Annotated in this window: 25 protein-coding genes; 14 read left to right on the forward strand and 11 right to left on the reverse strand. The window is 62.7% G+C overall.

The genetic code is table 11. The features are described 5' to 3' along the window. Positions 1-25: 25 nt before the first annotated feature. Positions 26-997, reverse strand: a complete 972-nt coding sequence (locus LB543_RS21790) for a sterol desaturase family protein (protein ID WP_224615510.1) — start codon at positions 995-997, stop codon at positions 26-28. Between the two features lie 112 nt (positions 998-1,109). On the opposite strand from LB543_RS21790, the gene LB543_RS21795 reads away from it, so the two are divergent. After that, positions 1,110-1,991, forward strand: coding sequence for a LysR family transcriptional regulator (locus LB543_RS21795; protein WP_224615511.1), 882 nt, complete (start codon positions 1,110-1,112; stop codon positions 1,989-1,991). 238 nt (positions 1,992-2,229) lie between these two features. Here LB543_RS21795 and LB543_RS21800 read toward each other — a convergent pair whose 3' ends face one another. Then, a complete protein-coding gene (locus tag LB543_RS21800) occupies positions 2,230-3,474 on the reverse strand; it encodes an ROK family protein (RefSeq protein WP_224615512.1) in 1,245 nt (414 codons plus the stop codon). Positions 3,475-3,743: 269 nt separating this feature from the next. Here LB543_RS21800 and xylF point away from each other — a divergent pair, with 269 nt between their 5' ends. The 4 genes from xylF (at position 3,744) to LB543_RS21820 (ending at position 8,887) form a co-directional block, all read left to right on the forward strand. After that, positions 3,744-4,784: a D-xylose ABC transporter substrate-binding protein gene (gene xylF, locus LB543_RS21805; protein WP_224615513.1), complete on the forward strand. Its 1,041-nt coding sequence runs from the start codon at positions 3,744-3,746 to the stop codon at positions 4,782-4,784. A gap of 143 nt (positions 4,785-4,927) precedes the next feature. Further along, positions 4,928-6,280, forward strand: coding sequence for a sugar ABC transporter permease (locus LB543_RS21810; protein ID WP_224615514.1), 1,353 nt, complete (start codon positions 4,928-4,930; stop codon positions 6,278-6,280). A 10-nt stretch (positions 6,281-6,290) separates the two neighbouring features. Continuing rightward, positions 6,291-7,115 (forward strand): ATP-binding cassette domain-containing protein, encoded by an 825-nt coding sequence (locus LB543_RS21815; protein WP_224615515.1) that lies wholly within the window; start codon positions 6,291-6,293, stop codon positions 7,113-7,115. Between the two features lie 149 nt (positions 7,116-7,264). Continuing rightward, positions 7,265-8,887, forward strand: a complete 1,623-nt coding sequence (locus LB543_RS21820) for a CHASE domain-containing protein (RefSeq protein ID WP_224615516.1) — start codon at positions 7,265-7,267, stop codon at positions 8,885-8,887. A gap of 127 nt (positions 8,888-9,014) precedes the next feature. Here LB543_RS21820 and LB543_RS21825 read toward each other — a convergent pair whose 3' ends face one another. From LB543_RS21825 to LB543_RS21850, 6 genes are all read right to left on the reverse strand, one after another. After that, complete coding sequence (locus tag LB543_RS21825) at positions 9,015-9,260, reverse strand: YMGG-like glycine zipper-containing protein (RefSeq protein WP_140754527.1); 246 nt, start codon at positions 9,258-9,260, stop codon at positions 9,015-9,017. Between the two features lie 82 nt (positions 9,261-9,342). Then, a complete protein-coding gene (locus LB543_RS21830) occupies positions 9,343-9,669 on the reverse strand; it encodes a hypothetical protein (protein WP_140754525.1) in 327 nt (108 codons plus the stop codon). A gap of 150 nt (positions 9,670-9,819) precedes the next feature. After that, positions 9,820-9,996, reverse strand: a complete 177-nt coding sequence (locus tag LB543_RS21835) for a hypothetical protein (RefSeq protein ID WP_224591354.1) — start codon at positions 9,994-9,996, stop codon at positions 9,820-9,822. 134 nt (positions 9,997-10,130) lie between these two features. Then, a complete protein-coding gene (locus LB543_RS21840) occupies positions 10,131-11,165 on the reverse strand; it encodes a sensor histidine kinase (protein ID WP_140754523.1) in 1,035 nt (344 codons plus the stop codon). Positions 11,166-11,326: 161 nt separating this feature from the next. Then, on the reverse strand, positions 11,327-11,491 hold the full coding sequence (locus LB543_RS21845) for a DUF1328 domain-containing protein (protein WP_006203859.1): 165 nt from the start codon (positions 11,489-11,491) through the stop codon (positions 11,327-11,329). A gap of 209 nt (positions 11,492-11,700) precedes the next feature. Beyond that, entirely contained in the window at positions 11,701-12,495 is a 795-nt protein-coding gene (locus LB543_RS21850; RefSeq protein WP_140754521.1) for a response regulator, read from the reverse strand. 221 nt (positions 12,496-12,716) lie between these two features. Here LB543_RS21850 and LB543_RS21855 point away from each other — a divergent pair, with 221 nt between their 5' ends. Further along, a complete protein-coding gene (locus tag LB543_RS21855) occupies positions 12,717-12,920 on the forward strand; it encodes a NepR family anti-sigma factor (protein WP_140755009.1) in 204 nt (67 codons plus the stop codon). Positions 12,921-12,923: 3 nt separating this feature from the next. Continuing rightward, positions 12,924-13,475 carry an RNA polymerase sigma factor gene (locus LB543_RS21860; protein WP_010911883.1) on the forward strand — a complete coding sequence of 184 codons (552 nt, stop codon included), beginning with the start codon at positions 12,924-12,926 and terminating at the stop codon, positions 13,473-13,475. Between the two features lie 44 nt (positions 13,476-13,519). On the opposite strand, the gene LB543_RS21865 is transcribed toward LB543_RS21860, so the two are convergent. Then, positions 13,520-13,900, reverse strand: a complete 381-nt coding sequence (locus tag LB543_RS21865) for a response regulator (protein ID WP_224591352.1) — start codon at positions 13,898-13,900, stop codon at positions 13,520-13,522. Between the two features lie 404 nt (positions 13,901-14,304). Between LB543_RS21865 and LB543_RS21870 the strand changes: the two genes are divergently transcribed. The 3 genes from LB543_RS21870 to LB543_RS21880 all read left to right on the forward strand — a co-directional run bounded on the left by LB543_RS21870 (position 14,305) and on the right by LB543_RS21880 (position 15,435). After that, positions 14,305-14,631, forward strand: coding sequence for a YqjD family protein (locus LB543_RS21870; protein ID WP_140754519.1), 327 nt, complete (start codon positions 14,305-14,307; stop codon positions 14,629-14,631). Between the two features lie 10 nt (positions 14,632-14,641). Continuing rightward, positions 14,642-15,103, forward strand: a complete 462-nt coding sequence (locus tag LB543_RS21875; protein ID WP_224615517.1) for a hypothetical protein — start codon at positions 14,642-14,644, stop codon at positions 15,101-15,103. Positions 15,104-15,258: 155 nt separating this feature from the next. Continuing rightward, positions 15,259-15,435, forward strand: a complete 177-nt coding sequence (locus LB543_RS21880) for a hypothetical protein (protein WP_224615518.1) — start codon at positions 15,259-15,261, stop codon at positions 15,433-15,435. A gap of 65 nt (positions 15,436-15,500) precedes the next feature. Here the strand turns inward: LB543_RS21880 and LB543_RS21885 are convergent, their stop codons facing one another. Then, a complete protein-coding gene (locus LB543_RS21885; protein ID WP_140809632.1) occupies positions 15,501-16,421 on the reverse strand; it encodes a diacylglycerol/lipid kinase family protein in 921 nt (306 codons plus the stop codon). Between the two features lie 300 nt (positions 16,422-16,721). On the opposite strand from LB543_RS21885, the gene LB543_RS21890 reads away from it, so the two are divergent. Continuing rightward, entirely contained in the window at positions 16,722-18,026 is a 1,305-nt protein-coding gene (locus LB543_RS21890) for a PRC-barrel domain-containing protein (RefSeq protein WP_140754513.1), read from the forward strand. A gap of 46 nt (positions 18,027-18,072) precedes the next feature. Here LB543_RS21890 and LB543_RS21895 read toward each other — a convergent pair whose 3' ends face one another. Further along, a complete protein-coding gene (locus LB543_RS21895; RefSeq protein WP_224615519.1) occupies positions 18,073-19,632 on the reverse strand; it encodes an alkaline phosphatase family protein in 1,560 nt (519 codons plus the stop codon). A gap of 222 nt (positions 19,633-19,854) precedes the next feature. Between LB543_RS21895 and LB543_RS21900 the strand changes: the two genes are divergently transcribed. From LB543_RS21900 to LB543_RS21910, 3 genes are read left to right on the forward strand one after another with little or no spacing between them, the layout of a single operon-like run. Further along, positions 19,855-20,787 carry a VOC family protein gene (locus tag LB543_RS21900; RefSeq protein WP_224615520.1) on the forward strand — a complete coding sequence of 311 codons (933 nt, stop codon included), beginning with the start codon at positions 19,855-19,857 and terminating at the stop codon, positions 20,785-20,787. Positions 20,788-20,791: 4 nt separating this feature from the next. Then, a complete protein-coding gene (locus LB543_RS21905) occupies positions 20,792-21,412 on the forward strand; it encodes an alpha/beta hydrolase (RefSeq protein ID WP_224615521.1) in 621 nt (206 codons plus the stop codon). Between the two features lie 2 nt (positions 21,413-21,414). Continuing rightward, positions 21,415-21,714 (forward strand): GNAT family N-acetyltransferase, encoded by a 300-nt coding sequence (locus LB543_RS21910; protein WP_006200562.1) that lies wholly within the window; start codon positions 21,415-21,417, stop codon positions 21,712-21,714. Positions 21,715-21,798: the final 84 nt, after the last annotated feature.

Here is a 21,798-nt window from a genome sequence, read left to right on the forward strand (position 1 = left end):
CACGTGCCCCTTCCGCCGGCGTGACCTATAGCCGGCGCCGCGCGGCAAGACGCGCCTTCATCCGTGCCTTTGCCGATTCAGTGCCATCGTGGAAGGTGTCGAACCACTTGTCCCATGGCACTTCCAGCGTGCCGTAGTTCACCTCAAAGTAGCGATGATGAAGCTGGTGGTGGAAGGTGCCCAGGTCGACGCGCTTGCGCCCGGCCAGCCAGAGCCCTTCGAACCCGGTATGGGTGGTAATGGCGTAAAGGCCATAGAACATCAGGTGGCAGATAAGATGCACCGGGCTGGACGGAACAACGAAATGGACCAGCGCGGTTCCGAAATAGAAAATGTGTTCAACCGGGTGCATCGCAAGGCCCGACCACGGCCCCACATCAATATTGCGGTGATGCAGCGCGTGGATGCGGTAAAGGAGCTTCGTATGGAGCAGCCGGTGAATCCAGTAGAAGTAGAAACTCTCCCAGATCGGGATCAACAGGAAGAGGCCGACGAACCAGACCGGGTGGCCGGACCATGTTAGAGTCGGCGCATAGCCATTGGCCATCGCCCACCAGACCAGCGCCTCGTATGCCGACCAGATCGTTACGCCCGAAGCCAGCGACCAGAACACGTTGTCGGCCAGTTGGCTGTCGAAACTGAAGGCGCGCCCCTTGCGCGGGTAGGGGCGCGGATCAAACTTCTTGTCGGTGCCCTGCAACTGGTGGCGGTGAAAAACAAGATGCAGCCCCTGCGCTACAACTACCGTCAGGCCGAAGTTTCGTAGCCAGATCAACACGATCCATAGCCCGGGCTCCTTCGCCTGGGCAAGCGTGGGGCTGGCCAAGGCATAAGCCGCGAAGGCCAGCCCCACGATGACGAGATTGATTGAGACAGGCAGCCAGCTTCCGACATACCAGCGAAAGATCGCTGCGAGGTTCAGCGGCCAGCGCCAGACCGGCGCAATCTCAATGGGCAGGCTGTCGGGGACGTGGTTCCATTCCTTCCGGTCTGACATCGATGTCGCTCTTTTCCGGCCGTGGTTCATGCGCAGGGTATTGCTCGGAAATTGACAACACAAAGAATATCTTTTCAGGTATTGGGGTCATTTTAATTGACGGTAAGATCTCATGAAAACACCGCACCCGACCTGGCTGCTCGCCTTCGAGGCGGCGGCGCGGTATGGCAGTTTCACCGCCGCGGCCGCTGAGCTGAACCTGACCGCAGCGGCCGTCAGCCAGCATATCCGCCTGCTGGAAAAGCATGTCGGCGCGCGGCTGTTCGAGCGGCTGCCGCGCGGCGTTGCGCTGACGGATATCGGCCAGGCCTATGCCCAGCCGGTGCGTCAGTCCTTCGCCGAGTTGCAGCGGGCGACGGACGGTCTCTTCGCGCGCCCATCGCGGCGGGTGGTGCGGGTGCGCGCCTCGATCACTTGGGCGGCGTTGATCCTCGCGCCCCGGCTGGCCGATTTTCGGCAGGCCCATCCAGAGATCGACATCCAACTCTCCACCTTCGTCTGGTCCGATCGTTTTGAAGCCGGCAACAGCGATGTCGACATCCGCTGGGGGCACGGCGACTGGCCCGAGGGTGCGGTTCAACTGCTGGCCCATGAATCCGCGATCGTCGTCTGCCATCCTGCCGACACCGCCTGGTTGGCGGGGCGCCGGGACATCCGCGACTTCCCCTTTGCCTGCCTGCACCATGTGATCGGGTTTGAGACCGAGTGGCAGCGCCTGTCGGATCATTTCGGCCTCGCCCTCCCGGCCCCGCCGCAGCGTGCCCGCTACGATTCATCGCTGCTCGCGCTCTGGGCGATGACCACGGGCGGCGGCGCCATGATCGTTCTGGAGAGTTTCGCCAGGCCGTTTCTCGATTCCGGCCAACTGGTAGCGCCCTTGCCGCACCGCTTGCCCATAAGTGGCGCGCATTACATGGTGCAGGCCGACGGGGCGGGACGCAATGACGCGGTGCAGACCTTCTGCCGCTGGGCTGCGGCGCTCTACCCGGCCTGAACGCGGTTGTGGGTACTGGCGCACGGCGGACCGCACCGCCGCCCGACGGGGGCTTAGAGCCGGATGATTTTAGGTCGAATCGACCTGAAATCTGAATCCTTCTCTAAATCGAAGAGATAGAGCATGATGTCGTCCGAAAACCGCTTCACACTTTTCGACATCATGCTCTAGCAGGAGGCCCGAAATCTGGCGGGTAGTATGTCATGCCCCGTCGGAGTGATTGGGTTCGATCTTGGTCTCAGGCAACGTTCTTTCCCGCGCCCGCCCTTGCCTGCACGCCAGGCGCGAAAATCTCCTGGTCGACGAAGGTCAATGCGCGCATGGCGCAGCCTTCGCGGATGAGCGGCAGCTCGTTCGGCTCGGTGTCGAAGGAAATCGATTCCGAATGCTGGCCGCCGGCAGTCTGGGCGATGGCCTCGCGCAAGGCCGGCTCGATCAGGTCGAAGGCGGCGGCGCTGACGCCGACCATCGCAACCGGTGCCGGATCGATCAGCGCGAAAAGACTACCGAGGCCATAGCCCAGCGCCTCGCCGGCCTTGCGATAGGCTTCGCGCTCCGGTCCGTCCTTCTCCCTTGCCGTCGCGGCGAGTGTCCGCATTTGCGCGTCGCTGACATCGGCGACCGGCTCGGTGTCCTCACCAAGCTGCCTGGCGTTACGCCAGATGGCGTAGTTGCCGGCATAGGCCTCGACGCAGCCGCGCCGCCCGCAGCGGCAGAGCGCGCCGCCCGGGCGATGGATCATGTGGCCGAACTCGCCACCCGACGAATGCGTGCCGGTGAACAGCTCGCCCTTCAGCACAAGGCCCATGCCGATGCCGTGCGAGAGCAGGATGGCGATGAAGTCGTCGCGGTAGCGTTCGGGGTCGCGCCAGCGCAGCGCCACCGCCATCATGTTGCAGTCGTTCTCCATGGTGGCGGGGATGCCGAATTCGGCTTCGAGTATGTCGGCGAAGGCTATGTCCGTCTGCTGCGTGATCGGCGACCACAGCATGGCGCGCGCCTTGGTGTCGGTGATGCCCTGGATCGCCAGCGCGATGCGGGCGATGCTGCCGACATCGAGATCGGGATCCTCGAGGCGACGTCGCACTATTGCCGTGCATTCGCCGATCAGCGCCTCGCGCGACATGGTCAGCGTGTCCAGCCGGCGCTGTTCCTCGGCGACCACCTGGCCGGCATAATCGATGACGGCTACGGACAGGAAATTCAGCGACAGCACCACGGTCATCACAGCCGCGGCCTCGGGGTTGAGGCCAAGGCCGACCTGTGGCCGGCCGCGTTTCAGTGAGCCGGCCTCGTTGGGCTTGCCTTCGGTCAGGATACCCTCTGCGATCAGGTCGGCTGATATCGCCGATATGGTCGAGTGGCTGAGGCCGGTGGTGGCGGCGATCTCGGTGCGCGAGGGCTGGCCACCCTGGCGCACGGCTGCAATCACCAGCGCGCGGTTGCGCCGGCGCAGATCGTCGTGGCGGATTCCGACCGACATGCTTTCCCACATCCTCCCAGTCGCCGTGGCTCTTGACTGCCCCTCGACACCTCCGGCAACGGGTCGAATACTGGCAGAAGCGGCTGGTGCTGTCATTTATTTATTGCGGGACTCGAAAAAAGGCTCCCGGCACCTCAAAATCCATCAGAATCGATGTTGACAGCGTTCCGGCGATGGACCAGTGTTTTTTCGAGGCTCGAAAAAATAGAGCCTTTGTGCCGGCCTTAGGGCCAGTTTGGTCGCGCCATACGCGGCGCAGGGAGGATAACATGAAGAGATTCACAGCCGCCATTCTGGCGGGTGTCGCCATGTCGCTGACACTGGCATCGGTCGCGCAGGCGAAGGACAAGGTCATCGGCGTGTCGTGGTCCAACTTCCAGGAGGAGCGCTGGAAGACCGACGAGGCCGCCATGAAGAAGGCGATCGAGGCCGCGGGCGACAAGTACATTTCCGCCGACGCGCAATCCAATCCCGGCAAGCAGCTGACCGATGTCGAAAGCCTGATTTCGCAGGGCGCCAATTCGCTGATCATCCTGGCGCAGGATGCTTCGGCCATCGGCCCGGCGGTACAGAAGGCGCTCGACGAGGGCATTCCGGTCGTCGGCTATGACCGCCTGATCGAGAACAAGGACGTCTTCTACCTGACCTTCGACAACAAGGAAGTCGGCCGCATGCAGGCCCGCGAGGTGTTCAAGGTGAAGCCTGAAGGCAATTACGTCTTCATCAAGGGCTCGGGCGCCGACCCGAACGCCGACTTCCTGTTCTCGGGCTCGATGGAAGTGCTGAAGGAAGCCATCGACAGCGGCAAGATCAAGAATGTTGGCGAAGCCTATACGGACGGCTGGCTGCCCGCCAACGCCCAGAAGAACATGGAGCAGTTCCTCACCGCCAACGACAACAAGGTCGACGCGGTGGTCGCGGCCAATGACGGCACCGCCGGCGGCGTCGTCGCGGCGCTGACGGCGCAGGGGCTCGCCGGCACCGTGCCGGTCTCTGGCCAGGACGGCGACCACGCCGCGCTCAACCGCATCGCGCTCGGCACCCAGACAGTGTCGGTGTGGAAGGACGCGCGTGAACTCGGCAAGAACGCCGCCGAGATCGCCTCGCAGCTTGCCGACGGTAAGAAGATGACCGACATCGCCGGCGCGAAGGATTTCACGACGCCTGGCGGCAACACCGTCAAGTCGCTGTTCCTGACCCCGGTCGCCATCACCAAGGACAATCTCAACCTCGTCATCGACGCCGGCTGGATCAAGAAGGACGAAGTCTGCGCTGGCGTCGCCGCCGGCAGCGTCGCGGCCTGCAACTGAGTTTGACCGCTTGCAGAAGTGAAGGCGCCGCGGCCCCAAAGCCGCGGCGTTTTCTCAAAAAGATTTGTGTTTCCGCGTCGCGCGGATAGCTTCTAGGCTGGGTTCGGCATCCGCGTCAGACGGCCAGCCGGTTGGAGGAAATCATGACCGACACGACGTCCGACCTGCAGGCCGACACCGCGCGAGCCTCGGAACTCGGCGCGGTCGCCCGGTTCCTGAAAGCGACCGAGATCGACACCCGCATGCTGGGCATGATCGGCGCCCTGCTGCTGATCTGGATCGCGCTGCATGTGATTTCGAGCCTGCGTCTTGGCGTCAATCCGCTCGATTTCGACAGCCGCACGTTTCTCACGCCGCGCAACCTGTGGAACCTGTCGGTGCAAACGTCGGCGGTCGCCATCATGGCCTGCGGCATGGTGCTGGTCATCGTCATGCGCAACATCGACCTGTCCGTCGGTTCCGCCGAGGGCTTGATCGGCATGGTCATGGGCTTTGCCCAGGTGCATTTCCTGGTCCGGTTCGTGGGGCTTGAACTCGGCAATCCGTGGATCTGGGTGCTGGCGCTGGTCATCGGCCTGGCGCTCGGCCTTTTGATCGGCGCGTTCCAGGGCTTCGTGATCGCCTATCTCGAAGTGCCGGCCTTCATCGTCACGCTGGGCGGCCTGCTGGTCTGGCGCGGTGCCGCCTGGTGGGTCACGTCAGGCCAGACGGTGGCACCGCTCGACGCCACCTTCCAGCTGATGGGCGGCGGACCGGCCGGATCGATCGGCGCCACCTGGAGCTGGGTCGTGGGCATCGTTGCCTGCCTGGCCGTCGTGTTTGCGCTGTTCAACGGAAGGGTGCAGCGCAAGCGTTTCCGGTTCCCGCTGCGCCCGATCTGGGCCGAGACGCTGCTCGGCGTCGTCACCTGCGCCGTCATCATGGGCGCGGTGTGGCTCGCCAACTCCTATCCGTGGCCGATCGGCATCGTGAAGCGCTACGCGGCCGCCAACAACATCATCGTGCCCGAGGGCGGCCTGTTCATCGCCCACGGCATCGCCATACCGGTACTGATGGCGGTCGCCGTCGGTCTGGTCATGACCTTCATCACCAAACGCACCCGTTTCGGCCGTTATGTCTTTGCCATCGGCGGCAATCCGGAAGCGGCCAACCTCGCCGGCATCAACACGCGCTGGATCACCATGAAGGTGTTCATGATCATGGGCGTGCTGGCCACGATCGCAGCCGCCATTTCGTCGGCACGGCAGAACTCGGCAACCAATGTGCTTGGCACATTGGACGAGCTGCTCGTCATTGCCGCGGCCGTCATCGGCGGCACGTCGCTCGCCGGCGGCTCGGGAACGATCATCGGCGCCATGCTTGGCGCGTTGCTGATGCAGTCGCTGCAGTCGGGCATGGTGCTGCTCGGTGTCGACTCGCCGCTGCAGAGCATCGTCGTCGGCGCCGTGCTGGTCATCGCGGTGTGGCTCGACACAGTCTATCGCAAGCGGGTTTAGGGGTACGATCATGGCTGACAAGACCGCTCCCGCAACTGCTCCCACAACTGCCCCCATGGGCACGTCGCTGGTCGACATGCGCAACATCTCGATCGCCTTCGGCGGCATCCGCGCCGTCGACGACGCCTCGATCGATCTTTTCCCCGGCGAGGTCGTGGCGCTGCTCGGCCACAACGGCGCCGGCAAGTCGACGCTGATCAAGATCCTGTCCGGCGCCTACAAGCGCGACTCGGGCCAGATCTTCGTCAATGGCGAGGAGGCAGCGATCTCCAACCCGCGCGACGCCAAGAAATACGGCATCGAGACGATCTACCAGACGCTGGCGCTGGCCGACAATGTCGATGCGGCCGCCAATCTGTTCCTCGGCCGCGAGCTGATGACCGCCTGGGGCACGCTCGACGACGTCGCCATGGAGGCCGAGGCGCGCAAGGTGATGGGGCGGCTCAATCCCCGCTTCCAGCGCTTCAAGGAGCCGGTGATCAAACTGTCGGGCGGACAGCGGCAATCGGTGGCGATCGCACGCGCCATCCTGTTCAACGCCCGTATCCTCATCATGGACGAGCCGACGGCGGCTCTCGGACCCCAGGAAACGGCGCAGGTCGGCGAACTGGTCAGGCAGCTCAAGTCCGACGGCATCGGCATCTTCCTGATCAGCCACGACATCCACGACGTGTTCGAGCTGGCCGACCGGGTCTGCGTGATGAAGAACGGCCAGGTCGTCGGCACGGCACGCACCACGGATGTCACCCAGGACGAGGTGCTGGGCATGATCATTCTGGGCAAATGTCCCCCAGGTGCCATACCGGGGCCGGGTGCGCTGAAGATCGCCGCCTGAGGCCAGGCGCAGGCCGGCCAGGCTGATCGGACACGCCCCGTTGCCGTCCACGTGATATGCCAGTGATCACGATGGCTTGGCCTGACCATTGTGTTGGCCCGGCGACTTGCCCATAAAGGTCCTGTTTTGCTCAGGGACCGCATCATCCGTTGAAGAAGCTTTTTCCAATCGTCGCGTTCATTGCCGTTGCATTGATCAGCATGACCATGGCGGGATTCGCTTATTTCGCGACGCAGGAAGCCGCCCGCATCAAGTTCGAAGGGGCGGCCGATGACGCCCTTAACCGGATCGAGAGCCGTATCGACCTGCATCTGTCGCTGCTGCGCTCCATGCAGGCCCTGTTCGACGCGCGCAACGGCGATATTTCCCAGAACGAGTTCAAGGCCTTCTTCAAGGCCCTGGATGTCGACAACAATTTCGCCGGCCTGCGCGGCATCGGCTTCCTGCGGCTGGTCAAGACGGGCGACGAGGCAGCGGTCGAACGCGACATCCTCCACGATTTCGGCGCCAGCCACCCGGTCTATCCCGCTACGACGCAGCCCTGGCGCACGCCAATAGCGCTTTTCGAGCCGCTGGATCCGTCCAGCCAGGCCAGCATCGGTTACGACATGTTCAGCGAGCCGGTGCGGCGCGCGGCAATCGAAAAGGCGATGGCCGACGACCAGCAGCATGCAAGCGGGCTGGTGCAGCTCGGCCAGCACACGGGCGCCGCGCAGACCTTCACCGGCTTCCTGGTCTTCGTGCGGCTCAACGTCGAAACCGCGCCGGAGGTCATCAACGCCTCGCGATCCTCGACCGCCGGCTTCCTCTATGCGGCCTTCCGGACCCGGGACCTGTTCCAGATCGCGCTGAGCCGTGCGCCGCTGCTGCCGGTCAACACAGAGATCTATGATGGAGCGGTGAACGGCGACAATCTGTTGTTCCGCTCGGAGACGCCACCGGCTTCATCCCTGGGAGACCAGCTGCTGGTCACCCGCAAGATGACCGTGGCGGGACGCCCTTGGACCGTGTTGTTCAGGCCGACCAGCGCCTTCTCGCAACCCTCGTCGCGCGCCATCCCCGTAATGCTGGGGCTGTTCGGCCTGCTCCTGGCCGGCGCCATCGCGCTGGTGGCGCGCTATCAGGAGCGAGCCTATGACGCGGTGTCGGCCTTGCACGAAACGACGGAAAAGAGCCTGCTCGAAAAGGACCTGATGCTGCAGGAGATGAAGCATCGCATCAAGAACTCGATCACCAGGGTGCTGGCGATCGCGCGGCAGACGGCCTCACGGGCGACCGACGTCAGCGAGTTCTCCGCCTCCTTCTCGGCCAGGCTGCAGGCGATGGCCGCTTCGCAAGACATGTTGACGCGCTCACGCTGGCAGAAAGCCGACCTTGCCGATCTGCTGCGCATCGAGCTCGGCCAGGTGTTCGGCAAGGAGCTGCCGGAGGGGCTGCTGTCAGGCCCAGAGGTGCTGCTTGACGAAACCACGACGCAGGCGCTTGGCCTGACCTTCCACGAACTGGCAACCAATGCGCTGAAATACGGCGAGGCCGGCAATTTCGTCGGCGCGCTGAAGGTGGACTGGTCGCTGGTAGGGCGCGGGCGCGAGCGGATGTTGGCGCTGAACTGGCGGGAAGCCGGAAAAAACAAGGTCGAGGCGCCGGCCGTGACCGGATTTGGCACCAAACTGATCGACCTCAATGTCACGCGCGAATTGCGCGGCACGATCAAGCGCGATTTCCAGGCTGACGGCCTGAAGGTGGAAATCAGAATTCCGTTGGTCGGCTGAAATCCTGCCGATCGGCAACCAAGAAAATCCGGAGGTCGCACATGGCCCCCGGATCTGTATTCCATTAGAACGGTTCAGCGTTTGATAGAAATTGCCGAGCCGATCCTGGATTGCTCCAATCGCTGAATTAGTTGCAGCGGGCCGTGTAGATCCGGCCGCGATGATCGCGATACTGGCAGTAGCCGTTCTGCAACTTGCGAACCAGCAGGCCGGATCCGGCGCCGACAGCCGCACCGACCAGCGCGCCCTTGCCGCCGCCGACCAAGCCGCCGATACCGGCGCCGATCAAGCCGCCGCCGACGACGTCCTTCTCCGTGCTGGTGCAGCCGCTGACAGCAACCACCGCAACCATGGCAATAAGTATTTTCCGCATAGAGTCGCTCCTCACTTGTGTCCACACTTTAGTAAGCTCCAACCGCCATTTAGCATGAAACGACGGCCTTTGCTGCTGCAATTTATTGTTGACTAAGGTCGTCTTTTTCTGGGCGGATCGTGTTCGATGCCATGACGAGGTTGGAAATGGCCAACGAAGCGTCAAGGTTACCGTCTGGCCGCACCTTCCAGACAATCTGATCGTAGTCGTCCTCCAAGGCGGGATCGACCGCGAGGCATTCGGCGACGACATGCTGCGCCTGCCCCTGCACGTGGCCCATCGCGAAGGGGCGCTCGGCGGTACACTCGTCGGCAGTCGCAAAAACACTGACTGGGACCTGCAATTCCCGGCATTCGGCCATCGTGTTCGAGCAGCCGATCACCAGCAACAACGCGGCTATGTGTTCCATGACGGATGTCCTCTGGCCGCAATAACGGCCGACATCGCCAAAAAGTTCCTGTCATTTCCAACGGGTTACGCAAAAAAACTGCGGCCCCTCGCGATCGGAGGCGCGGCGGCGTTGATCGACCGGCGATTTCAACGGAGAGCAGGACCCAAGTCAGGTCAGCTGCCAAAGAACGGCCAGCAACATGATCGCGGCCAAGGCAAGAATGAGCCCCTTCATCGAACCCCTGCCTGCCTCAGGGTGTGTTTCCGCGGAGGATTCGGATTCCAGAAATTCGCCCATCGAAATCCGGGCGGCTTGTTCCAATCTGTTCATGTCGGCAACCGTCAAGACATTCCTCCCGTATCGCGCTGCAAGCCTGCCAACAATGTCCGAAAGCGGGGCAGGTTCCGGCGGTATCTGGGAAAAAAAGCATCCGCCCTCATGGTGAACAGCCGGTTAAGAATCGCTGCTTGCCGAGGCTTTCACTGCGTCTCGAAATTGTTGTGCGGAACGACAAGGCGGTATTCGAGATGGCCGTCGCCGATATCGAGGTTCGCGGTTCCGTTCAGGGACGCTGGCACCACCCGCTCCAACGCGACGCTGCCGAATCGCTTCTGACCGCCCCCATCGTCTTTGGTCCCTATCGTTTCGGCCCATGTCAAGGACAGGGTGACCTCCCCCGTGTCGGCGGCGTTGAGGTCGGCGGTGACCTCGACGAAACCATCCGGCCGGGACAGGGCGCCGTAGCTGACGGAGTTGACGGCGAGTTCATGCATCGCCAGGCCAATATGCAGCGCGGCGTTGGGATTGAGGTAGGGATTGGCGCCACGGAAGCGAAGGCTATGTGACGGATTCGCTCCGTAGCGGCCGACCTGGCTCGCCACCAGCTCATGAAGGGCTGCCCCTCGCCAGTTGGAGGATGTCACCAGATCCTGGGAGGACGCCAGCGACTGCAGCCGGCCGCGGAAGCGCTTCAGGAAGTCGCCGACGCCGTCGGAATAACGACCGGTCTGGGTCGCGATGCTCTGGATGATCGCCAGCAGGTTCTTCGAGCGGTGGCTGACTTCACGCAGCAGCGTCGTCAATGTCTGTTCGCGCCGCTTCTGCTCGGTCGTCTCGACCATGGTGGTGACGACGCCTTGGACATCGCCATTGTCGCCTCGGTCGGCATCGACCCAGATCTGAAACCAGCGAACGCCATTCTCGACTGGAACACTGATTTCAAGGCGCTGAGGATCGCCGGTCGCAACCACATCGCGCTTGGCGGCGCCGATGCGGTCGGCCTGCGCCGTTGGCAGGATGCCGTTCCCGTCGACATCGTCGGAGGCCCAGGGCGCGCGCATGTTGCGGGCCCATACGGTCTTCATTTCGCGATCCTGATAGAGGACGGAAATGCCGGCATTGTGCAATGCGTGGAGAAGGGCTCGGCCAAGCTGCATGCCGCTTTCGGCGGGGTGCATGGCGATGACTTCATCGCGCGGTGCGCCTTCCGTTCTGTCTGAAGTCCTGGAGCGCATCGGTCAATTCGTCCATCCAACTCGGGCTGAACGGCTCACTGTCGAATGGGTTCCCCTGAAAGCGGTCCGCCGGACGGTATCCTTGAAGGACGCCGCCCGGCGGTGGCTGGAAACCGTTTGAGGGGTGCGGCTTCCAGTGTTCGCCTCATGAGCCGCCAGGCTCACGCCCGCCTGAACAGGCCGGCCAGAAGCGAAATAATCAGGAAAGCCAGGAAGATGAAGAACAATATCTGCGCGATACCGGCGGATGTGCCGGCAATGCCGCCGAAACCAAGCGCGCCGGCAATAATCGCCACGACGAGAAATACGAGCGCCCAGTAAAGCATGGTCCATCTCCTTCGAATGATACGGCAAAAACGTGGGTGGATGCGGTTTGTTCCACCATTCGCCGAAAAAGACGGTGCTTGCAAATCGTTCCGGGCAGCGCGGGCTGGGAAATTCGCCAGTGGCCGATCCGGCTTGTCAAAAGGGCCGCCGGATGAATCGCATCCAACGGCCTTTTGATGTCCCTCGTCCGGCTTCCGGAGCCCGCGATCTATGCGGCAGCCTTGGCCTGCCGGTCGAAGAACAGAGCCTGGCTGATCAGCGCCTTCACCATGTCGGGATTGAACGGCTTGGTCACGAGAAAGGCGGGCTCGGGGCGCTCTCCGGTCAGGAGACGCTCGGGGAAGGCGGTGATGAAGATTACCGGCACGGATGTCGACGACAAGATTTCGTTCACGGCCTCGATGCCCGAGCTGCCGTCGGCGAGCTGAATGTCTGCGAGCACCATCTTCGGTCGGGTCTTGCCGAACATCGTCACCGCTTCGGCATGGGTGCGCGCCGTTCCCACGACCCGATGACCGAGGCTCTCGACCATCTCCTCTATATCCATGGCGATCAGCGGTTCATCCTCGATGATCAGCACGTCGGTCGCCACCTGACGGGAAATCTCATTGCTTGCCTCGGCGAGCAACTCAGAGAACTCCTGGTCGCCGACATCGAGGATTTCGGCTGCCTCGTCCTCGCTGAAACCTTCGACGGCAACCAGCAGGAAGGCCTGGCGGGGAAGCGGCGCGATCGCATTGAGATTTGCGGCGGCGCGCTGCTCCCAGGCCGATTGCGTTTGCTCCTGCGGAACGCGGATGGCAACGGATGTGAAGAGCTTGGCGAAAACCTTGTACAAGGCGATCCGGTCACTCGACGCCTCCGGGAAGATGTCGACATCGGCGATGATGGCCTCAAGCATCGCGGCGACCAGCGCGTCGCCGCTCTCCTGCGATCCCGAGACGGCACGCGAGAAGCGCCGCAAGAACGGCAGATGCGGAGCGATGGTGGCGGACAAGCTCATGATGGACGTCTCCCTCAGATGACGCGGTTGGACGGATTGCAGCTCACGCCGATTGCGCGCCCCGCGGAAATAACGGCGCTTTTCCGAAAAAGTTCCACCGATATGGAACAAATCCGTGGCAATGGCGTTTGGGCGTCGGGATGGGCAACCAGACGAGGGTGCCGTTTGCCTTGTGTTGCGTTGGATACGAGCGGCTTGAGTTCTGGGAATATAAGGGCGAAATGAAGGACATGACGAAAGATATTCTGGCTGGTGCCGCGGGCAGGCGCCGGAATGGCGTCGGCGACCCTCTGGGGCCGAACTCCGAAATCGGACGCAAACTCAAACAATATTATGACGAGCTGGTCTCCGACAATGTGCCGGATCGCTTCGCCCAGTTGCTCAGACAACTGGAACAGGCCGAACCCGCACAGAAGAAGGACTGAGGCATGGCAGCGGTCTCCCAAGGCTTCAAGACCGATCTGCTTGGGGCAATCCCGAGCTTGCGGGCTTTTGCCGTTTCGCTGACACAGAATGCCGACAAGGCCGACGACCTCGTGCAGGAGACGCTGGTCAAGGCCTGGGACAAGCATGAGAGCTTTCAGCCCGGCACCAATCTCAAGGCATGGCTTTTCACGATCCTGCGCAACGAGTTCTATTCGCAGATGCGCAAGCGCGGCCGCGAGGTGCAGGACAGCGACGGCATCATGACGGCCCGGCTTGCGGTGCATCCGGCCCAGCATGGCCAGCTCGACCTCAAGGATTTTCGTGGCGCTCTCGAGCAATTGCCGGAGGACCAGCGCGAAGCCATCATCCTGATCGGTGCATCGGGCTTCTCCTATGAGGAGGCCGCCGAAATCTGCGGTTGCGCGGTCGGAACGATCAAGAGTCGGGTCAGCAGGGCCCGCACACGCCTGCAGGAAATCCTGAAAATCTCCGGCGAGGACGAGTATGGTCCCGATGCGATCTCGGCCCAGGTCACAGGGACGGCGGCGCATTGAAATGCGGGCCGGATAACGGCAATTCGAATGTCGTTGCGTCGGTCTCAGCCAAGGGAGCCGCGACCGTAGGCCAGCGCCACGGCTTCGACGAGGTCTTCGCCTGAATAGGGCTTGGTAACCAGCCTCACTCCGGGGAAGGACGCCTTGATCTCGCCCGCATCAGAATGACCGGACGCAAACACGAACGGGACGCCGGTCTCACGCAGGCCCGCGGCGAATTCGAGCGTCGAGGCGCCGCCCAGCATCAGATCGACAATGGCCGCGTCGAAATGCGTCGCGATCTTCCGGCCATCAATTTCGGCCAGGTCGCGGGCAACCACCACCTCGCCCGCACCGTGGTCGCGGCAGAGTTGCTCGACATCCATGGCTATGAGGAATTCATCCTCCAAGACAAGAATGCGCAATCCGTCAAGTAATTGGGGCACGGGCGATTGCTCCTTGAAACGTCGGGAGTCATGATCGCAATTTGGTGTGTTGTCATTTAAAAAAGCCGTGCGCCGGCGATAAAAGGCCGACCTTGGACAAGCGCGTAAAGCGGACCTGCTGGCGGCAGGCCTTTGCAAGGAGGAAATGCCAAGCCAGATCGGGCGTGTGCTTTTTCAAGCCGGCAATACCCCAGCGAGCAATGTCGTTGCGGCTCCTGCCGGTGTTGCGGGGTTTCGAGAGACCGGAGCTTCTGGGCGAACGCCGCCACCCGCCGATCTGACGCGGCGCTTCTCGCCAGGGCGCCGAGGATGCACGTAACCGGGTTTTGGGGTAGTTTGTCCCCGCATCGGAACCTTGAGACACACGGCGCGTTTGAAATCGAGCAATCACAAGGAGTTAAGCAATGGCAACCGCCGCAGGGAAAACCGCCAACGAAGCCCGGACGAATTCGGATCTTGAAGCCGATATCAGGCAGTTGAAGGCCGATATCGACAAGCTCACCAAGCAGCTGGCCAAGACCGGTGAACACGGCTACGGCACAGCGCGCCGGGCGGCGGCCGAAGGCGTCGAGCAGTTGCGCGCCCAAGGGGAAGCAGCCTTCGACAGCCTGCGCGGCAATGCCAGGGATATCGAGGCGCAGATGGTGGCAAGTGTACGCGAAAAGCCGGTGACGTCGCTGGCAATCGCCGCTGGCGTCGGCTTCCTGTTCGCGCTGCTCGCGCGTCGCTAGTTCCGCCGAGATGGGATTGCTGGCTTCCCTGCTCTCGGGTTTTGCCTCGGGTGAAACAATGGCTGTGGTGCGGCGCGCACGCACGGCAGCCATCGTCTACGCGCTTGCCGCGCTGGCGGCATTCTGCGGCTTCGGCTTCCTTGTCGGGGCAGCCTATATCTGGACATCGGCGCGCTATGGATCGCTGGCTGCCGCGGTTGGTTTCGGTGTCGGCTTCCTAGTGATCGCGGGCCTTGTTCTTTTGACCCACAGGCTGATGTCGGGCGCCCGGGTCCGCCGCGAGGCAAGGCGGCGCAAGGCCGACATGAAGGCGATCGGCATTACGGCCGCGCTCGCTGTACTACCGACATTGCTCAAGGGAAAAGGTGGGCTGGGGGTTATTCTCGGTCCGGCCGTGGCACTCGCGGCCTACGCCATCTACCGCGAGAACGTGAAGTCCGACACCGACCATCCGGATGCCGGCGAGGGGTAGCAGAGCCGGGGCGGCCCGCCTCGTGTCACTTCGACAGATCTTCCAGCGCCATCCTTCCGGACCCGGCTCCCCGGAACCATCCTAGCAAGGAACCCGTTACCCGACCGTGATTTATCGAGTGCGCGGGTTGGCGCAGAACGAGACGAGGGCCGACCATGCCCAAGATCATTCCTGAAAACAAAGCACGCCAGGGGCGTTGGGGTTGGCACGGGTTGCGCATCCTGATCGCGGCGCTGCTTCTGGCATTCGTGGCATGGGGTGTCGCCGAAATATATGGCGAAACGGCCAAGACTCCAGCCACGGAGCAAGGAAGTGGGGCGAGCGGCGGTTAGAGTTTGGGCCGCCATCGCCAGAGATTGCGTCATCGCCAAAGACCGCGTCAGGGCCCGGGGCCACATCAGGCAGCCTTTGCCTTGGCGATGCTGGCCGGCACCAGGACGTTGAGCGCTCCGGGCCGGATTTCGATGGTCGTCTCCCGATCGAGCCTGACCAGTTCGCCATCCATGACAGCGCGAAACTTTCTGCCGCCGGAATGGATTTTCAGCACCGCACGGTCGGCCTGGTGGATTTCGACATGCTCATTGTCGCGCCACTTGCCGCGCGCCATGTTGAAGAAGAACTTGACCAGTTCGGCGCGCTGCTGCGCCACCGTGACATAGACGCCTAGCACGCCGCCCGCAGGGTTGTCGGCATAAGGCAAATGGCCTTCGCCGAACAGATTGTTGGTGACGCCGATGCCCGATATGCGCGCCGTCACCTCGGCGTCGCCAATGCCGAGCGTGACGTTCATCGCCGGCGGGTTCTTGATCGTCGCCCAAGCGGCCTTGGCCGAAGCACCGATCTTGCCCAGGCGCGATCCGAATTCCATCCCCTGGCGTAGCTGCACCATCTTGGCATGCATGCCGATCGAGAACTGATGGACGAATGGCTGGCCATTGGCCGTGGCCATGTCGACCGCGATGATTTCGCCGTCGGCGAAGGCGTCCAACGCGGCATCGAGCGACTGCGGAATGCCCAGACCGCGCGCGAACAGGTTCATCGTGCCGGCCGGCAATATGGCAAGCGCCTTTTTCTTGCCCATCAGCCTTGCGGCCGCGGCTGAGATGGTTCCGTCACCGCCGCCGGCAAGCACAACATCGACGGCGCGGCGCGACGCGGCGCTGTCGAGGGTTTCCACGATGTCCTTGCCAGCAACGATGTCGATGCTGAGAGAGTGGCCCGCCGATTCCAGCGTCTGACGCATCCGGTCCGAAAAAGCCGCGAGATCGACGGTGCGCAAGGTGCCACCGTCTCGGTTCAGCACCGCTGCAAACTTCATGCCCCGCTCCGCTCAAAACCTGGCCCGGGCGCCCAAGCCGGAGGCTGGAACGCAGCGGACCAGGAAAAGGTTCCCGTCGCGCCGGAATCCAAGGCCAGGATCCAAGACAAGAATCAAAGGTTGCGTCGGGCTGGCGATTACCGCATCCGCTTGATGGTTTTGGTCTCGAACGTCGCGGTTTTTTGTCGGAACAACAGCATGGTCACGACGTTGTGAACCTGTAGAGATGCCGCGTCCAATCTCCCCCGATGGGTCGACCGCACGCGGCGCGCACGAAATCAGGCACGAGGAGAGATTATCATGATCCGGACCCTTTTAGCGACGACTGCCCTTGCGACAATGGTCGCAACCGGGGCCTTCGCGCAGAGCGCTGCAACCCCAGCCCCGGCTAACCCGCCAGCCGCCCAGCAACCGGCTGCGCCGGTGGTGCGGGCGGAAGGTAGCATCGTCACCAATATTATCGGTGCATCGGTCTATAATGGCACTGGCGACAATGCCGAGAATATCGGCAAGGTCACAGACGTCGTCTTTGACAAGGACGGCATGGCGAAATCCGTCGTCATCGGCGTCGGCGGCTTCCTTGGCGTCGGAACCAAAAACGTCGCCTTCGACTATGACAAGCTGCAATGGGCCGAGAAGAACGGTAACCGCTGGCTGGTGGCGCAGACGACCAAGGACGAGCTGAAGGCGCATCCGGCGTTTGACAGCAAGGCTTATGCGCCGGCCCCGGCGGCATCGACAACTGCCCAGGCGCCAGCCACGTCGACCGACACCGCGCAGAAGCCCGCCGACATGAATGCGCAGCCGGTGAAACAGGCTGATGGCAATCTGGCTACGAACATCATCGGTGAAAATGTCTACAACGGGACAGGCGATGACGCCCAGAAGATCGGCGACGTTAACGACATCGTGCTGACCAAGGAAGGCAAGGCGCAATCGCTGATTATAGGCGTCGGCGGCTTCCTTGGCATGGGCGAGAAGAACGTCGCCTATGATTTCGCCAAGGCGAAGTGGGCGCAGAAGAACGGCAACCGCTGGCTGGTGGCGCAGACCACCAAGGAAGAACTACAGGCGCAGCCGGACTTCAACCGCAAGGCCTATGATCCGGTGCCGGCGACGACGGCATCCAACGCGCCGGCGGCAACCGCGCCAGCCGCGGCACCTTCCGCCACGACAGCTCCCGCCGCCGCTCCGGCAGACAAGACGGCGGCGGCGCCAGCTGACGCCACGGCTCCCGACCAGACAAAGACCTCAGCCATCGATAAGTCGAAGCTGACGGAGATGCCGATTGGCGAGATCAGGGCTAACGATCTGAAGGGCACGACAGTCTATGGCGCCAATGACGCCAAGGTTGGCGAGATCGGCGATGTCGTGCTGACGCCCGACAAGAAAACCGATGCCGTGATCGTCGATGTCGGCGGCTTCCTCGGCATCGGCTCGAAGGAGGTCGCGGTCGGCATGGATAATTTGAAGTTCATGACCGACAAGAGCGGCAAGAAGTACCTTTATACGACCTTCACCAAGGAGCAGCTCGAGAAGCAAGCAGCTTACGACAAGGGCACCTACGCCCAGAAGCGCGACGAGCAGCGTCTGATGGTTCGGTAGGCAAGGATACTTCGACAGCTAAGGAAATGGGGCGGTAGGGAAATCCCTACCGCCCCGTATGCGACCTGGCATATCCAACCAATCCATTGTCCGTCAGCTCCGAGAGGGCAAGCGACTGGTCGAGATGTTCGGCCCGCCAGGCAAGCAGCCTTTCGGCGAATTCCAGCCGGGTGGAACGATGTGCCGGACTGTTGGCGAGGTTCTTCAATTCGCCAGGGTCGTCCTCCATGTCGAAAAGCAGAGGCGGCAAGCCGCCGCCAAAATGCACGTATTTGAATTTCCGTGTGCGGATGACGGCGAGGTTGCACTGGCGCGAGGTAATGCCGAAGTGCCGTTCGGCTTCTCCGTCCGCGATCGAGCGAAAGTCGAACTCCCAGTGCGCGGCGTCGCGCCAGACGGCGGGAGTTCCGCCGCTCAGGAAGGGTTTCAGCGAGCACCCGTCAAGATGCGGTTCGGGAGCCGCGCCGAGCAGGTCGATGAGCGTAGGCAAAATGTCGACCGCTTCGGTGAAGCAATCGACAGTGCTGCCGGCGGGCTTGCGATGGCGTGGGTCGCGGACGACCAGCGGGATGTGGTAGCTGCCGTCGAAATAGCCGCCTTTGCCCAGCATGAAATGGTCTCCCATCATTTCGGCGTGGTCGGAGGTGAGCACGATGAAGGTGTTGTCCCAAGCGCCTTCGGCCTTCAGCGCTTGCCAGAGGCGGCCGAGCTGCGCGTCGACCTCCGAGATCATGCCGTAGTAGATTGCTCGGATGCGGCGGAAATCATCCTCGCTCCAGTCCTGTACCTTGCCCGTGGCACCGGGGCGGAACTTCGCGCGGTTTTGCCGACCGAGATCATAGGCGATGTAGGGGTGGCCCTGAGATTCGGCTCGCCAACTTTCCGCACGGTGAAAAGCGGGGCCGTCCGCCGGATCGTATTGGGTGTTGTACGGTTCCGGCACGATGAAGGGCGGATGCGGGCTGATAAAGGAAAGATGCGCAAACCATGGCGCGGCCTCCTCTTGCTCGCCCAGCCAGCGGATGAATTCGCCGGCAAGGAAGGCCGTCGGCGTCTGGTCCTTCGAGTAGACGGGCGGCGCTTCAGTCACCGCGCTGTCCGCCTCGCCCACGGGACGATGGATGCCAGGACTTCCAGCGCCGGCATCGATGCCCTGCTGCTTCAGCCAGGACAACCACTGCTTCTGATGTTCGGGAAGTAGTTGGCGCACCGTGAAGCCGGGCAGCACGCCTTCATAGCTGTGCAGCCGTGGATCGGCCGGTGCAAGCTGGCGCGGGTCGAGCGACACATCGGTATAGCCGAACAAGGTCGGATCGTAGCCCACGCTGCGCGCCGCAAGCGCAATATTGCCATGGCGGGCATCGAGCGGCGTGCCGTTGCGGCAGACGCGGTTGTTCATCTGGTAGAGGCCTGTGTAGAGGCAGGCACGCGCCGGCGAGCATGGAGCCGAGCCGCCGTAATGGCGCTTGAACAGCACACCTTCGGCGGCCAGCGCATCGGCATTCGGCGTCTTCACCTGGGGATGGCCGGCAGCCGACAGGCAATCGCCGCGCCACTGGTCGCAGGTGATGAGGAGGACATTTGGCCGCCTGCCTTTTCCAGTCACTTTGCTCTCCCCTCCAGTACGTTCGGTGAGCACATGGAACCGATTTCCATCAACCGCGCAAGACCAGGCTGTTGACCGGATGGTGAACAAGAATCCGATTATTGTTCACTTATACAGCACAGTCCATTCTGTGTTTGCCGCCTTTGCCGTGGATGCAGGTATCCTCATATTGGCGTGGACAGCGGCGAGGGCCGCACAAACACCAAGGGAGGAGCAAAGACCATGCTCGACCAGATCAAGGGCCTGCATCACGTCACCTCGATGGCCAGGGATGCACGGCAGAACAATGATTTCTTCACCCACAAGCTCGGCCTGCGCCGGGTCAAGAAGACGGTCAATTTCGACGCGCCGGACGTCTATCACCTCTATTACGGCGACGAGGTCGGAACGCCGGGTTCGGTGATGACCTATTTTCCGTTTCCCAACATCGGTAAGGGCCGCCATGGGGTCGGCGAAGTCGGTACCACGGTCTATTCCGTGCCCGAAGGCACGCTCGCCTATTGGGAAAAACGCTTCACCGACGAAGGCGTAACCAACGTCTCCCGCGAGGAAAGCTTTGGCGAGAAGCGGCTCGGATTTGCCGGTCCGGACGGCGACGGCTTTGCCCTTGTCGAGGACAAGGCCGACAGCAGAGCGCCCTGGGTGAAGGGCGGCATTCCGGCAGACGAGGCGATCCGCGGTTTTCACTCGGTTTCGCTCAGGCTGAAAGATGGTGGCGCCACCGAGGAGCTGCTGAAGTTCATGGGCTACGAGGAGGTCGACAAGTCAGGCAATGTCAGGCGGCTCGCCGTCAAGAACGGCAACGGCGCCGATGTCGTCGACATCGAATCACTGCCTACCGCGCCCTTCGCCGATCTCGGCGCCGGCTCCGTCCACCATGTCGCTTTTGCCGTCGAGAACCGCGCCAAGCAGCTCGAAGTGGGCAAGGCGCTGATGGATACGGGCTATGGCGTGACGCCGGTGATCGACCGCGACTATTTCTGGGCTATCTATTTCCGCACGCCGGGCGGCGTGCTGTTCGAAGTGGCCACCAACGAGCCGGGCTTCGACCGTGACGAGGACACCGCTCATCTCGGTGAGGCGCTGAAGCTGCCCACGCAGCATCAGCACCTGCGGCCCTATCTCGAACAGCATCTGCAAAAGCTGGAGGGCTGAGGCGATGAGCAAGGACGCTTTCATCCACAAGGTGCTACCCGGTTCGCCAGGCGGTCCGCTGCTCTTCGTCTTCCATGGCACGGGCGGCGACGAGAGCCAGCTTGTATCGCTGGGGCGCGATCTCGCGCCCCAGGCGACCATCATCTCGCCGCGCGGCGATGTCTCCGAACAAGGTGCCGCGCGTTTCTTCCGCCGCACCGGCGAGGGCGTCTACGACATGGACGACCTGGCGCGGGCGACGGCCAAGATGGCTAAATTCGTCAAGGCCCATGTCGAGGCGGCGACGCCATCGGCCGTGCTGGGCCTCGGCTATTCCAACGGCGCCAATATCCTGGCTTCGGTGGTGTTCGAAGCCCCTGGTCTGTTCGATGCCACGGTGCTGATGCATCCGCTGATCCCGTTCGAACCTGAGGTCAAAGGCAGCCTTGCCGGCCATCACATCCTGGTGACCGCCGGCAGGCGCGATCCGATCTGCCCGCCGAACCTGACGGCGCGGCTCGAAGCCTATTTGCGTGCCGATGGTGCCGATGTCACAGTGGAGTGGCACGAAGGCGGGCACGAGGTGCGGCCAAACGAAATCGAGGCGGCGCGGCGGCTTTTTGCCGGTGTCGCCCAAGGAGTCTAGAGATGCCCGATCAACTGCCAGAGATCGAACTTGAAGATCGCGGCTCCAAGGGTCGCTACTTCCTGCGCGGCCCCGGCGGCGCCGAGGCCGAGATGACCTTCACCAAGATCGGCGAGCACCAGCTCATCATCGACCACACCGAAGTGCCGGACGCCTTTCGCGGCCAAGGCGCCGGGCTTCGGCTCGTCACCCGCGCCGTCGAGGACGCGAGGGCTGCGGGCAAGAAGATCATCCCGCTCTGCCCGTTCGCCAACGCCCAGTTTCGCCGCCATCCGGAATGGGCCGACGTGCTGAAGCAGTAGGGTCGGACAGGCTTTGTCATTTGCGCGGGTAGCACATCTTGCCTAAGTGGGTATGATGCATCGCTCCCGCGCCGATGAACGAAC

It is taken from the genome of Mesorhizobium sp. ESP7-2 (assembly GCF_020164715.1).
Taxonomy (GTDB): Bacteria; Pseudomonadota; Alphaproteobacteria; order Rhizobiales; family Rhizobiaceae; genus Mesorhizobium.